The sequence below is a fragment of the Streptomyces sp. NPDC054796 genome (genome assembly GCF_053611545.1).
Genome location: NZ_JBSHAO010000010.1, coordinates 114,468 through 127,329, shown reverse-complemented (window position 1 = coordinate 127,329; position 12,862 = coordinate 114,468). Strand labels below are relative to the sequence as shown.

The 12,862-nt window shown below is 71.8% G+C and carries 11 protein-coding genes; 3 read left to right on the top strand and 8 right to left on the bottom strand.

Annotated elements, in window-relative coordinates; all coding sequences use genetic code 11:
- Complete coding sequence (locus ACWGJ2_RS11375; protein WP_453345793.1) at positions 1-537, bottom strand: anthrone oxygenase family protein; 537 nt, start codon at positions 535-537, stop codon at positions 1-3.
- 202 nt (positions 538-739) lie between these two features.
- Here ACWGJ2_RS11375 and ACWGJ2_RS11370 point away from each other — a divergent pair, with 202 nt between their 5' ends.
- A complete protein-coding gene (locus ACWGJ2_RS11370) occupies positions 740-1,327 on the top strand; it encodes a DsbA family protein (protein ID WP_453345792.1) in 588 nt (195 codons plus the stop codon).
- 96 nt (positions 1,328-1,423) lie between these two features.
- Here the strand turns inward: ACWGJ2_RS11370 and ACWGJ2_RS11365 are convergent, their stop codons facing one another.
- Both ACWGJ2_RS11365 and ACWGJ2_RS11360 read right to left on the bottom strand, forming a co-directional pair.
- A complete protein-coding gene (locus ACWGJ2_RS11365; RefSeq protein ID WP_453345791.1) occupies positions 1,424-2,461 on the bottom strand; it encodes a baeRF2 domain-containing protein in 1,038 nt (345 codons plus the stop codon).
- Between the two features lie 235 nt (positions 2,462-2,696).
- Entirely contained in the window at positions 2,697-3,080 is a 384-nt protein-coding gene (locus ACWGJ2_RS11360) for a PPOX class F420-dependent oxidoreductase (RefSeq protein WP_453345790.1), read from the bottom strand.
- Between the two features lie 258 nt (positions 3,081-3,338).
- Here ACWGJ2_RS11360 and ACWGJ2_RS11355 point away from each other — a divergent pair, with 258 nt between their 5' ends.
- A complete protein-coding gene (locus ACWGJ2_RS11355) occupies positions 3,339-4,361 on the top strand; it encodes a rod shape-determining protein (protein ID WP_453345789.1) in 1,023 nt (340 codons plus the stop codon).
- Between the two features lie 171 nt (positions 4,362-4,532).
- Positions 4,533-5,504: an acyl-ACP desaturase gene (locus tag ACWGJ2_RS11350; RefSeq protein ID WP_453345788.1), complete on the top strand. Its 972-nt coding sequence runs from the start codon at positions 4,533-4,535 to the stop codon at positions 5,502-5,504.
- 15 nt (positions 5,505-5,519) lie between these two features.
- Here ACWGJ2_RS11350 and ACWGJ2_RS11345 read toward each other — a convergent pair whose 3' ends face one another.
- From ACWGJ2_RS11345 to ACWGJ2_RS11325, 5 genes are all read right to left on the bottom strand, one after another.
- On the bottom strand, positions 5,520-6,722 hold the full coding sequence (locus ACWGJ2_RS11345) for an aromatic ring-hydroxylating oxygenase subunit alpha (protein WP_453345787.1): 1,203 nt from the start codon (positions 6,720-6,722) through the stop codon (positions 5,520-5,522).
- 17 nt (positions 6,723-6,739) lie between these two features.
- The gene (solA, locus tag ACWGJ2_RS11340) at positions 6,740-7,900 is read right to left on the bottom strand and encodes an N-methyl-L-tryptophan oxidase (protein ID WP_453345786.1); all 1,161 of its coding nucleotides are present in this window, start codon (positions 7,898-7,900) and stop codon (positions 6,740-6,742) included.
- A 66-nt stretch (positions 7,901-7,966) separates the two neighbouring features.
- Positions 7,967-10,465, bottom strand: coding sequence for a GcvT family protein (locus ACWGJ2_RS11335; RefSeq protein WP_453345785.1), 2,499 nt, complete (start codon positions 10,463-10,465; stop codon positions 7,967-7,969).
- A gap of 251 nt (positions 10,466-10,716) precedes the next feature.
- The gene (locus ACWGJ2_RS11330) at positions 10,717-11,802 is read right to left on the bottom strand and encodes an S-(hydroxymethyl)mycothiol dehydrogenase (protein WP_453345784.1); all 1,086 of its coding nucleotides are present in this window, start codon (positions 11,800-11,802) and stop codon (positions 10,717-10,719) included.
- Between the two features lie 181 nt (positions 11,803-11,983).
- The gene (locus ACWGJ2_RS11325) at positions 11,984-12,787 is read right to left on the bottom strand and encodes an IclR family transcriptional regulator (protein ID WP_453345783.1); all 804 of its coding nucleotides are present in this window, start codon (positions 12,785-12,787) and stop codon (positions 11,984-11,986) included.
- Between the last annotated feature and the right edge of the window lie 75 nt (positions 12,788-12,862).

The window sequence follows — 12,862 nt, the reverse complement described above, 5'->3', positions numbered from 1 at the left end:
TCAGGCGGCGTGGCCGTAGCGCACCAGTGCCCAGGTGAGGCAGGCGAACGCGGCGGTGTTCAGCACGGTACGCACGATGTTCCAGCGGACCCAGGAGGTCTCGAACTCCGCGCGCAGCCCGGCCGGCGCGTCGGGCGTCCCGGGCGCGTCGGACATCTCGGCCGCCTCACGCGCGTCGGGCAGCCCGCCCGCGTCGAGCGCGTTGTTGAGCGGGACGTTGAAACCCATCGTGACCCCGAGCACCGCCACGTAGAGCACGAGGGCGGCCACGATCCAGGGCAGCACCCCCGGAGTGCTCCCGTCGATGTGGAGCGCCCCGGCCGCGAGGATCAGCAGCAGGGAGCCGAGGAAGAGCAGCAGGAACCAGCCGTTGAGGATGGCCGTGTTGACGCGCCGCATGGCCTGGACGAAGGTCCGGTCGTCGGCGCGGGCGAGCCCTGGCATGACCGCGCAGGCGAACCCGTAGTACAGGCCCGCGCTGAGCCCGGTCGTGAGCGTGGCGGCGATCAGCGCCGCCGCCTGGAGCATCCCCAGCATGTCGTCTCCCCCTGATGCCGCGCCCCGCGTATGCGAGGACGCCCCGTGCGTACGCTGCCGCGCGTCGCGCGCCGTCATTCAACAGGAGGCGGGAACGGATCTCCATGCCCGGGGGACGGAAGGACTGGCCGGAGGAGGCCGGCGGCGCTCCGATGGGTCCGGCGATGTTGCCGGGCCGGGTGGGGGTGCCGAGGGTGGGATCATGATGCGTCCCGCGAACACCCTCGGCGAGGGCGGTACGACCGTCGTCTACGGCTCCCCCTCGGCACAGCGCGTCCTGCACGTCTACGCCGACCCGCGCTGCCCCTACTGCAAGCGGATGGACGTCGCCCTCGGCGACACCATGCGGCGGCTGGCCGACGACGGGCACCTCACGCTCTACCACCACTTCGCGGCCTTCCTCGACGACGCGCTCGGCGGCAGCGGCTCGCACCGCGCGCTCAACGCGCTCGGAGCCGCGGCCGACGTGGGCCAGGTTCCCTTTCTGGCGTATCTGCGGACACTGTTCGCCCACCAGCCGCCCGAGGACTTCGACGGCTTCGCCTCCCCGGAGACGCTGCTCATGCTGGCCGGGGAGGTGGAGGGGCTGCGCTCGGCCGAGTTCGACGAGGCGGTGCTCCAGTTGCGCTACCGGGAGTGGGCGGACCGGGTCGCCGCCGCCTTCGAGGCCAGCGGGGTGACGGCCACGCCCACGGTGCTGCTGGACGGCGCGCCGGTGACGGTGCTGGGGAGCACGGGGCACGCGGTGGCGCAGGAGGAGTTCCTGTGGCAGCTCGGGCTCGGGCGCTGAGGGTCCCGGCACGCCGCAGGGCGCCCGCCTGGGGGTGATTTCCGGCGGGCGCCCTGCGGTGGCCTGTACCGGGCCGCACTGGCCTGTGCTGCCGGCTCAGCCCTCCGGCGGGAAGCGGAGCAGGCCGCCGACGCCGTCGGTGAGCCCCGTGCCTTCGGGGACCAGTGCGAAGGAGGCGCTGGTCTCGGCCGCGACCTTGAGCAGGAGCGCCTCCCGCTTGGCCTTGGCCCCGTCCTCGAACAGGAGCGTGTCCAGCGCGCCCATCTCGGCGGCCTTGACCACGTCGGGGTCGCCCTTGGCGGCCCGGCCGTGCGCCAGGCCCTCCTCCAGCTGGGAGACCCAGTGGCGGGCCGACTCCTCGCTCTTCTCGCCGACGATCCGCAGCACCTCGTCGGCGAGCGCCTCCTCGGCGCCCCGGTCGCCGCTGCCGCCGCGGTCGGTCTCGGCCAGGATGTCCGTCAGCTCGCCCGGCAGTTCCTCGCGCACGGCCGTGCGGCCCTGCACCTCACCGGCGAGGATCAGCACCCGGGGATGGAAGGCCGAGGACGCGCGCTCCACCTTGGCCGCGATGTCCTTCGCGTTCTGGCTGACGGCCTCGTCGGCGCGGCGCTGGATGCGGCGGTGCGAGAGCGCGCCCTCGCGGGTGTGGTGCGGCTCCTCGACGGCGCTGCCGCGCGCCTCTTCGCGGGACAGCTCCTCGGGGACGTGCTGCTCGGCGACCACCAGACGGCGCAGCTCGGCGTGCTCCTGCCCGGCGATGACGAGCAGCGCCCTGACCGCGTTGGCGCCCTCCCTGATGTACGGGCCCAGCTCGGGCAGGACGCCGGAGTGGGCCGCGTCGCCCCGGCCGAGTGCCGCGTCCCAGGGCTCGTCGAGGACGACGCCGTCAGCGGCCGAGGTGACGATGACACGGCCGTTGGCCTGCTCCTCACCGGCTTCGCTCGCGGCGAGCGCTGTCTCCACCGCGTCGAGCGCCTTCGGGTCCGCGTCCTCGTTCTCCAGCCGTGAGCGCAGGGCCTGCCAGCGGAGCCGTACCTGCTTCGCGGCGTCCTCCCCCGGGGAGCGACCCTCCAGGTAGACCGTCACGAAAGGCCCTTCGTGGGCGTACACGGACTTCAGTCGGTTCAGCTCCATGACCTACCTCAATTGACGCGGAACATTGCGCAATGACCGTTATTACCGCTTTCTTGGTCGATGGTACGTATCACCCGGGAACTCCACAGTTCCGGCACGGCGTCCACCGTCCCGTCCGGCGGCTGCACCGGTCACGGCGCACGGGTACCTCACGAGCGCGCCGCGTAACACCCACGGGCCCTGTGGACGGCGACCGGGCCGCGCGCCGGAACGCGCCGGAACACGTCGGCACGCGTCAGAAGCTGACCGCCACACCGATGTGCGGGCGCTTCCCGAGGCGCAGCAGCGCGCCGCCCGAGTCGACGAGGCGGAACTGCCACCCGTACTTGCGGGCCATCGCCTTCCGCACCCGCTTCAGCTCCCCTTCCCCGTCCATGAGCCGGGCCGTGCCCTCCTCGGTCCTCGCGCCCTCGGCCGTCCCGCCGCGCGCGTCGCACGGGGTCACGGTGACGTGGCCGTCCCTGCGCAGACGCTTGACCTTGCCGCTGTCGGCACGCGTCCAGACGAGGAGTTCGGCGCCGTCCTCCACCGCCCACACGGGGGTGACCACCGGAGTGCCGTCACGGCGGTGGGTCACGAGGCTGACGTAGCGGCTGTCGGCGATGTCACGGGGAGTCATGCTCCGACCCTACGGTCCCCGGCCGGGCGCGCGGCGGTGCCCCGTACCGCCCTCCGTGCGGTTGCGGGCCCGTCGCGGCGCCCGCATGGTCGGCTTACGGGCGCCGTGCGGAACCGGTCCGGGTTCCGGTGGCGCCCGCCCACTCCCGCCCATACGAGGAGGCGCCGTGAGGACCGAGGTGTCGTGGTGTGCCGCGACCGCCGGGAGCACCCGCTCCGGGCGGCCCGCCGTGCCGTGGACGACGGGGAGGAGTGCGGCGTGAGCACGCGCGTGAACGTGAAGTCGCTGGGCCAGGGCTACGCACTGGACCTGGGCACGGCCACCACCCGTATCGACTCCGGCGAGCAGCGGTTCACCCAGTCGACGGCCCTCGCGGTGGACACGAAGGACGACAGGGTCCTGGCGGTCGGCGACAAGGCCCGCTGGATGGAGGGCCGTACGCCCGAACGGCTCAAGGTGCTGTACCCGGTGCAGGCCGGGCTCGTGGCCGACGACCAGAACGCGACGCGCCTGCTGCGCATGCTGCTGCGCGAGAGCGGGTTCGGCCCGTCGCGGAACCGCAAGTGGGCGGTGGTCTGCGCCCCCGCGCAGACGTCCGAGATCGCGGTGCGCTCGCTGTCCAAGGTCTGCCACGCGGTCGGCATGGGCAAGGTCAGGCTGCTGCCGCGCCCACTGGCGGCGGCGATCGGCCTGGGCATCGACGTGTACCAGCCGCGCGGGGCGCTCATCGTCGACATCGGCGCGGGCGGTACGGACATCACGATCGTCTCCATGGGCGGCGTCGTGCTCACGGGCCGCTCCACCGTGTGCGGGCAGAGCCTGGACGGGGTGATCGCCCGGCATCTGCGCGAGCAGTACAACCTCGCGCTGGCCACCCGCGGGGCCGAGAAGATCAAGACCGCGCTCGCGGAGGCCGGTGCGCCAGGCTGCCGGCTGGAGATCCGGGGGCTCGATGTCGCGACGGGCGTGCCGCGCAGCCTCGTCGTCCCCCCTGCGGAACTCCAGGAGATCGTGGAACACCATCTGGGGACCCTCGCCAAGACGGTCTCGGCGACCCTGGAGCGGGCGCCGATCGAGATCATCGACGACATCTGCGACTCCGGACTCGTCATGACGGGGCACGCGGCGCTGCTGCACGGCCTCGAAGAGGCGTTCCGCAAGGCGGTCGGCCTCCCCGTGCACATCGCCGAGAACCCGGACGTCGCCGCGATCAACGGCGCAGCGCATCTGCTGCGGAATCCCTGGCTCCTGGAGGAGCTGGACGACGTGACGATCCGCTGATTCCGGCCACCGGTACCCGGCGCCCGGCAGCCGGAATCGAGCGCTCCCGACAAGGTCGGCCTTGCCATTTCCCTCGCGGATAACTTACGGTCTCGTAACCTACGGACCCGTAGGATTGGCATCCCGGAAAGCACCGGGAAAACCCGCCGTCCCCCATCGTCAGGAGCCGCCGTGACCCTTTCCAGCACCCAGCACGCAGGTACGCACGAGTGGACGGACACCCGCCTGCTGTACGCCCTGGAAGAGGTGGTGGAGAAGGAGCTGAACCGGCACCTTTCGGTCGCCAAGGACTGGATGCCGCACACCTACGTCCCCTGGAGCGACGGCCGCAACTTCGACGGCCCGCTCGACGGCGAGCCGTGGGCGCCGGACCAGTCCAAGGTCACCGATGTCGGGCGCATCGCGCTGGTCGTCAACCTGCTCACCGAGGACAACCTCCCCTCCTACCACCACGAGATCGCCACCCTCTTCGGCCGCGACGGCGCCTGGGGCACATGGGTGCACCGCTGGACGGCCGAGGAGGGGCGGCACGGCATCGTGATGCGCGACTATCTGCTGGCCTCGCGCGCCGTGGACCCGGTCGAGCTGGAGAACTTCCGCATGGCGCACATGTCGGAGGGCTTCGAGTCCGACAACCGGCACAGCATGCTGCACTCGGTCGCCTACGTCGCCTTCCAGGAACTGGCCACCCGCATCTCGCACCGCAACACGGGCCACCAGTCGGGGGATCCGGTCTGCGACCGCATGCTCGCCCGCATCGCCACGGACGAGAACCTCCACATGATCTTCTACCGCAACCTGCTGGGCGCGGCCTTCGAGATCGCGCCCGATCTGACGATGCAGGCGGTGCGCGATGTGGTCGTCAACTTCCGGATGCCGGGACACGGCATGCCCGGCTTCGAGCGCGCGGCGGCCCGCATGGCCATAGGCGGCATCTACAACCTGCGCATCCACCATGACGACGTCATCCAGCCCGTCCTCCGCTTCCTCAAGGTCCTCCAGATCGACGGGCTGGGTCCCGAGGGCCTGAAGGCCCAGGAGGAGCTGGGGCTGTACATGTCCGGCCTGGACGGCGAGGCCCGCAAGTTCGACGAGCGGCTCGCCGCCCGCAACGCCAGGAAGGCGGCACGCGCGGAGGCGTGAGCCGGCCGGGGGCGTTCAGGGGGTCGCCGGGGGCGGGTCAGGAGGTGTCTCCAGCCTGCCGGTGACCCACGCGTGGAACTCGCCGATGTGGTGCTCGCTGGGGACGAGCACCCCGCCGTCGCCGTAGACACGCGAGTCCATGGCGGGCTGGGTGCGCTCGCACGCCTCGAAGTCCTGCGTGTTGACGCGGTGGAAGAGTTCGACGGAGCGGGAGAGGTCGGCGCCGGAGGCGACGACCTCGGGCGCGTAGAGCCAGTCGCACTCCACCACCGTCCGCTCGTGCGAGAGCGGGAACATCCGGTGCAGGATCACATGGTCGGGGACGAGGTTGACGAAGACCTGGGGCCGCACGGTGATCGCGTAGTAGCGGCGGTCGTGCGCTTCGGGCACCTCGGGGAGCCGCCCGAAGCCCGCGCCGCCGTCCACCGTGAAGCCCTCGGCGCTCTCGGCGAACTCAGGCCCGTGGCCCACGTAGAACTGCGCCGCGAACCCGTCGGCGAACTCCGGCAGCACCTCGGTGAGTTCGGGGTGGATGGTGGCGCAGTGGTAGCACTCCATGAAGTTCTCGATGATGAGCTTCCAGTTGGCCCGCACGTCGTAGGTGACGCGCCTGCCCAGGGCCAGTTGCTCCGGCCGGTAGTGGCCGATCACCCCGGCGTCGCCGAGCCGTTCGGCGACGTCGCGCAGCACCGTCTCCTCGAAGGAGGGCGGCTCCTCGGCCACGCACACCCACACGTAGCCGAGCCATTCGCGCACGTGGAGGCCGCGCAGCCCGTACGCGCCGCGGTCGACGTCGGGCATGCTGGTGAGGTTGGGCGCGGCGATGAGTTTGCCGTCCAGGTCGTAGGTCCAGGCGTGGTACGGGCACTGGAGGTTGCGCCGCACCTCCCCCGACTCCTGGGTGCACAGACGGGCGCCGCGGTGCCTGCACACGTTGAGGAAGGCCCGGATCTCACCGCGCCTGTTGCGGGTCACCAGGACGTTCTCGCGGCCGATCTGGACGGTGCGGAAGGCGCCGGGGCGGTCGAGGTCACCGGCGCGTACGGCGCAGAACCACAGGGCCTCGAAGATCCGCTCCTGTTCGGCGCGGAAGATCCCGGGGTCGGTGTAGGCGCGGCCGGGGAGGGTGGGGAGCAGGCTCGGCGCGGCGTCCTCGTCCTGCTCCGGGCTGCCGGTGCCGGTACCGGCGTCGGTGCCGGTCAGCGGAACGGTGGTCATGGGGGGCCTCGGTCTCCTCAGACGGCCGCCGCGCTCAGGCGGCGGGGGTCGAACAGGTCGATGGGGTGCGCGGTCTCACCGTCGAGCGCCAGATCGGCCACGATCTCGCCGACGACGGGCACGAACTTGAAGCCGTGCCCGGAGAAGCCGCAGGCGACGGTGACGGTGCCGGGGTGCGCGGGGTGGCGTGCCATGACGAAGTGCTCGTCGGCCGTGGTCGTATACATGCAGGTCACGGCCTTCAGACAGGTGCCGGGGAGGTCGGGGATGCGGTCGGCGAGGTGCCGTCGCATGGCCTCGGTCTCGTGGTCGTGGACCGTGCGGTCGATGGTTTCGGGGGTGCAGACGGTGCCCCTGCGGAAGAAGGCGACCTTCGCGCCCCCGTCGGGCCCGTCGATGGCGGGGAAGCCGTAGATCTGGGTGCCCTCGGCGTCCTCCCAGATGTAGACGGGGTGCCGCGCGCTCTCGAAGGGGCGGGTCTCTCCACGGGGCCGGAACCAGTACATGATCTGCCGCTCGACGGTGAACGGCACGCCCATGTCCGTGAGCAGCCGGGGCGCCCACGCGCCGGGGCACACCACGAGGTGGCCCGCGGTGTAGGTGTCCTCGGCCGTGTGGACGCGCACACCCCGGCCGCCCGGCAGTTCCTCCCAGCGCACGACGGGTTCCTCGAAGCGCAGCTCAGCCCCCGCCTGCTGGGCCAACTGGATGTGGGCCGCGACGGTGAACTCGGGGCGTACGAAGCCCGCGCGCTCCTCGTACAGCGCCACCTCGTCGTCCTCGGGTGTCAGGGTGGGGAAGCGGCGGCGGATCTCACGTGCGTCGAGCATCTCGTGGGGCAGGTCCCACTGCCGCGCGGAGCGCAGGGATCCTGAGACGGTGCGGGATTCCGGGCGGCCGATCATGACGCCGCCGCACAGCTCGGTGATGCGGCGGCCCGAGTCGTGCGCGAGCTTGTCGTACAGCTCGTAGGAGCGCAGCAGCAGCGGTACGTAGGCGGGGTCCTCGAAGTAGGACTGGCGGGTGATGCGCGAACCGCCGTGGCTGGAGCCGCGGTTGTGCGCGGGGCCGAACTTCTCCAGGCCCAGGACGCGGGAGCCGCGGAGGGAGAGGTGGTAGGCGGCGGCCGAACCCATGCCGCCGAGGCCGAGGACGATCACGTCGTAGGTGGGAGCCATCGGGTGCCTCCAGAGGGGGTGTCCACGCGCGAGGGGTGTGTGGGGGCGCGGGAGGGGCGGGGTGTCTCAGCGGCGGATCCGGGCCATCTCCGGGTCGAAGAGGGGCTCTTGGGCGACGGTGGCGGGCACCTTCTCGCCGAAGTAGTCGATGTGCACGGGGGTGCCGGGCACGGAGGCGGCGGCGGGCAGCCACGCGTAGGCGACGCAGCGGCCGACGGTGTAGCCGTACGCCGCGCTGGTGACGTAGCCCGCCGCCACGCCGTCGGCGTAGACCGGTTCCTTGCCCATGACCACCGCCGCCGGGTCGTCGAGCGTGAGGCAGGTCAGCCTGCGCGTGCAGGTCTCCTCGCTCAGCCCCTCCAGCGCGGCGCGCCCGGTGAACTCGCCCTTCGCCGGGCGCACGGCGAAGCCGACGCCCGCCTCGTACGGGTGGTGTTCGGCGGTCATGTCGTGGCCCCAGGAGCGGTAGCCCTTCTCCAGGCGGAGGCTGTTGAAGGCGCTGCGCCCGGCGGCGACGACGCCGTGCTCCTGCCCCGCCTCCCACAGCGTGTCCCACAGCCGCAGCCCGAGGTCGGCGGTGGTGTACAGCTCCCAGCCCAGTTCGCCGACGTAGGACAGCCGCATGGCGGTGACCGGAACGTGGCCGATGTAGGCGTGCTTGGCCCTGAAGAAGCCGAAGCCCTGGTGGGAGAAGTCGGTCCCGGTCAGCGGCTGCACCAGGTCCCGCGCCAGCGGCCCCCAGACGCCGACGCAGCAGGTGCCCGGGGTGATGTCGCGCACCTGTACGTCAGGCGGCGCGTGCCGCAGCAGCCAGTCCGTGTCGGCGGGGGTGTTGGCGCCGATCTGGAAGCGGTCGGGGGCGAGCCTGGCGACGGTGAGGTCGCTGCGGATGCCGCCGTCCTCGTCCAGCAGCAGCGTGTAGGTGACGGCTCCCGGTTTCTTGGCGAGCTGGTTGGTGGTCATCCGCTGGAGGAAAGCGAGCGCGCCAGGCCCCGTGACCTCCAGGCGGCGCAGCGCGGTCATGTCGTAGAGCGCGACCCGCTCGCGGGTGGCCAGTGCCTCGGCCGCCGCGATCGGCGACCAGTGGCGCGCCGACCACGCGTCGCGCGGCGGCAGCGTGATCCCTTCGGCGAGGGGTGCGTTGGCCTCGTACCAGTGCGGGCGCTCCCAGCCCGAAGCCTCCAGGAAGTAGGCGCCCAGCTCCTGTTGCCGCTGGTAGAAGGGGCTGGTGCGCAGGGGGCGCGGCTGCGCGGGGGGCTGGAGCGGGTGGATGACGTCGTAGACCTCGACGAAGCTGCGCGCGCCGCGCTCGGCGACGTACGCGGGTGAGCGCTGCGCGTCCTCGAAGCGGTGCATGTCGCACTCGTGGACGTCGACCGAGGGGCGCCCGTCGGTCATCCACTCGGCCATGGCCCTGGCCACTCCGGCGGAGTGGGTGACCCAGACCGCCTCGGCGAGCCAGAAGCCGCGCACGGTGCGGGACTCGCCGAGCACGGGCATGCCGTCGGGCGTGAAGGAGAAGACGCCGTTGAAGCCGTCCTCCACGGTGCTCTCGGCCAGCGCGGGCAGCAGGCCGACGGCGTCACGCCAACTGGGCGCGAAGTCCTCCTCGGTGAAGGGCAGCGAGGAGGGCATGACGGGTGCCTCGTCGTAGGCGGGCACCTCGTACGGGTCCACGGGGAGCGGCCGGTGCGCGTACGAGCCGATGCCGATGCGGCCGACCCCGTCCGCCAGGTGCTCGCGGAAGTACAGGTCGCGGTCCTGGAAGCGCAGGATGGGGCGTACGGCCTCGGCGCGCGCCTGCCCGCCCCCGGGGGTGTGGGAGTCGCCGAGTCCGTCGCCCGCGAGCTGGGGCATGGGCGCGGTGGTCGCGTACTGGTGGGCGAGGGGCAGCAGGGGGACGTCCACCCCGGCCATGGCCCCGATGACGGGGCCCCAGAAACCGGCCGCCGAGACGACGTGGTCAGCGGGGAAGACACCGCGGTCGGTGACGACTCCGGTGACCCGGCCGCCCTCGCGCTCGACGCCGGTCACGGTGTGCCGCTCCAGGAAGCGGGCGCCGCGCCGCTCGGCGCGCGCGATCTGGGCACGGCAGGCGAGCACGGCGCGGGCCTGCCCGTCCCCGGGGGTGTGGAAGCCGCCGAGCACCTGGTCCACGTCGAGCATCGGCCACAGCTTGGCGCACTCCTGAGGGGTGATCAGCTCACCCTGTACGCCCCAGGACGCGGCGAGCCCGGCCTTGCGGTGCAGATCCGCCCAGCGTTCCTCCGTGGTGGCCAGTTCGAGGCCGCCGACGGGGTTGAAGCAGGGTGTGCCGTCGACGGTGAGGGAGCCGAACTTGCGCACGGTGTAGGAGGCGAACTCGGTCATGGTCTTGGATGGGCCCGTCCGGTAGACGAGGCCGGGTGCGTGCGAGGTGGATCCGCCTGGTGCGGGCAGCGGGCCCTGTTCGAGGACCGTGACGTCGCTCCAGCCGCGTGCCGTGAGTTCGTCGGCCAGCGAACAGCCGACGATTCCGGCGCCGATGATGACCACCCGTGCGTTGTGCTCGGACATGCGGGACATGTCCCTCCTCCTGCGAGCTGGGGGCTGGACGGTGTGGGGTGCGATGTGAGGGTGCGCGGTGCGCGAGGTGCGATACGCAGTGCGCGGGGTGCGGGCCGGGCGCGCCGGGGGCCGGGGCAGCCGGGCAGGGGGCAGCGGAGGCCGGGGACGGCGGAGGCGGGGGCCCGTGACCGGGAGGCGCCGGTGCGCGGGCCCGTTGACGTGCGGGGTGGTGCCGGTGGGGGGTTGCGGGGGCCTTCGGGCCCGGGGTGTCAGATGACGACCACGGAGCGGAGCACCTCGCCACGGCGCATCCGGTCGAACGCCTCCTCCACCTCGTCCAGGCCGATCTTCTCGGTGACGAAGCCCTTGAGGTCGAGCTTTCCGCTCAGATGCAGGTCGATGAGGATGGGGAAGTCACGGCTGGGGAGGCAGTCGCCGTACCAGGACGACTTGAGCGCGCCGCCGCGCGAGAACACGTCGATCAGCGGCAGGTCGATGGTCATCTCGGGGTCTGGCACGCCGACGAGGACGAGTGTTCCGGCCAGGTCGCGCATGGCGAAAGCCTGCTGGTAGGTCTCGGGGCGTCCGACGGCGTCGATGACGACGTCGGCGCCGTGTCCCCCGGTGAGCTGCCGCACGGTCTCTACGGGGTCGGCCCAGCGGGAGTTGACGACGTGGGTGGCGCCGAACCGGGTGGCGCCGTCGAGCTTGGCCGAGTCGATGTCCACGGCGATCACCCGGCGCGCCCCGGCCAGCGAGGCTCCGGCGACGGCGGCGTTGCCGACCCCGCCGCAGCCGATGACGGCGACGGTGTCGCCGCTGGTGACCCCGCCCGTGTTGACGGCGGCGCCGTATCCGGCCATCACCCCGCAGCCGACCAGTCCGGCCACCTCCGGGCGCGCGGCGGGATCGACCTTGACGGCCTGCGCCGCCGCCACGAGCGTCTTCTCGGCGAAGGCGCCGATGCCCAGGGCCGGGCTCAACGGGGTGCCGTCCAGCAGCGTCATGGGCTGGGCGGCGTTACGGGATGCGAAGCAGTACCACGGGCGTCCGCGGCGGCAGGAACGGCAGGATCCGCATGGCGCGCGCCAGGCGATCACCACATAGTCGCCCGGCAGCAGGTCGGTGACTCCGTCGCCGACCTCCTCGACGACGCCCGCCGCCTCGTGTCCGAGCAGGAAGGGAAACTCGTCGTTGATCGCTCCTTCGCGATAGTGCAGGTCAGTATGGCAAACACCGCATGCCTGGACGGAAATCAGCGCCTCTCCCCGGCCGGGGTCGGGCACGTTGATGGGCTGCACCTCAACCGGCGCGCCCCGCTTCCTCGCGACGACAGCACGTACCTCGTGCGGCATGACCGCTCCCTCAAGCTGTTGCGTACTGCACGACCAGTTGCGCTATGAGCGACATCTTGGGAACGGCGGGAGGGCAGCGTCAACCCCCCGGTGTTAAGCGTCAGTAAATGGCCTGCACACAGCGGAACGGGGCCGGTGACCCGGCCCCGTTCATCCGTTGGTGACGCTTCGTCAGCGCTTGTCAGTACCGGTAACCCATGCGGCGCGAGAGCTCCTGGGCGGCAGCCATGGTGCACTTGACCACCTCCTGGAGATTCTCGTCGGCCAGTCTGTACGAGGGCCCTGAGACGCTGATCGCGCCGATCACGTCCCCGTCGTGCGCGCGCACCGGCGCCGCGACAGCGTGCAGCCCGATCTCCAGCTCGTCGATGGCGACGGCGAACCCGTTCTCCTTCACCGCTTCGAGCTGCGACCGCAGTTCGCCCGCGACGGTCACCGTGCGCTCGGTGATGCGGGGCAGCTTCCGCGACAGCACGCTCTCCCGCACCGACTTGGGCTGGTGCGCCAGCAGGGTCTTGCCGCTGGAGGTGGCGTGCAGCGGGGTGCGCCGCCCGAGCCAGTTCTGCGCGGTGACCGACGAGGAGCCGCGCGCCTGCATGATGTTGACCGCGGCGTCGTCGTCGAGCACCGCGATGTTCGCCGTCTCGCCCACCTCGCCCGCGAGATCCCGGCAGACCGGGGCGCCCTCCTGGGAGATGTCGAGACGTGCGGCGGCGGCGCCCGCCAGGCGCAGCACCCCCGCACCGAGGTAGTACTTTCCGCGCTCCTGCTCCTGGGCGACCAGCCCCCGGTTCTCCAGCACTCCGAGAAGCCGGAAGGCGGTCGACTTGTGGACGTTCAGCTCTTCGGCAATCTCCGTGACCCCGGCCTCGCCGTGCTGCGCGAGGATCTCCAGCACGCTCACCGCCCGGTCAACGGACTGCACTCCTCCGGTGGATCCCTTCGTCGACTTCTCCTCGTTCCGGTCCTCCGACTTGTCCGTCATCTGCTCAACTCCACCGCCTGTCGCGCCGGTTGGCACGCACTTTGCCAGGAATCCCTTGACGTGTGCGCCCACGGC

Bases quoted from the DNA above. Each gene is read 5' to 3' on its own strand.
- ACWGJ2_RS11375 (WP_453345793.1), bottom strand. From the start codon at position 537: ATGCTGGGGATGCTCCAGGCGGCGGCGCTGATCGCCGCCACGCTCACG.
- ACWGJ2_RS11370 (WP_453345792.1), top strand. From the start codon at position 740: ATGATGCGTCCCGCGAACACCCTCGGCGAGGGCGGTACGACCGTCGTC.
- ACWGJ2_RS11365 (WP_453345791.1), bottom strand. From the start codon at position 2,461: ATGGAGCTGAACCGACTGAAGTCCGTGTACGCCCACGAAGGGCCTTTC.
- ACWGJ2_RS11360 (WP_453345790.1), bottom strand. From the start codon at position 3,080: ATGACTCCCCGTGACATCGCCGACAGCCGCTACGTCAGCCTCGTGACC.
- ACWGJ2_RS11345 (WP_453345787.1), bottom strand. From the start codon at position 6,722: ATGACCACCGTTCCGCTGACCGGCACCGACGCCGGTACCGGCACCGGC.
- solA (WP_453345786.1), bottom strand. From the start codon at position 7,900: ATGGCTCCCACCTACGACGTGATCGTCCTCGGCCTCGGCGGCATGGGT.
- ACWGJ2_RS11335 (WP_453345785.1), bottom strand. From the start codon at position 10,465: ATGTCCCGCATGTCCGAGCACAACGCACGGGTGGTCATCATCGGCGCC.
- ACWGJ2_RS11330 (WP_453345784.1), bottom strand. From the start codon at position 11,802: ATGCCGCACGAGGTACGTGCTGTCGTCGCGAGGAAGCGGGGCGCGCCG.
- ACWGJ2_RS11325 (WP_453345783.1), bottom strand. From the start codon at position 12,787: ATGACGGACAAGTCGGAGGACCGGAACGAGGAGAAGTCGACGAAGGGA.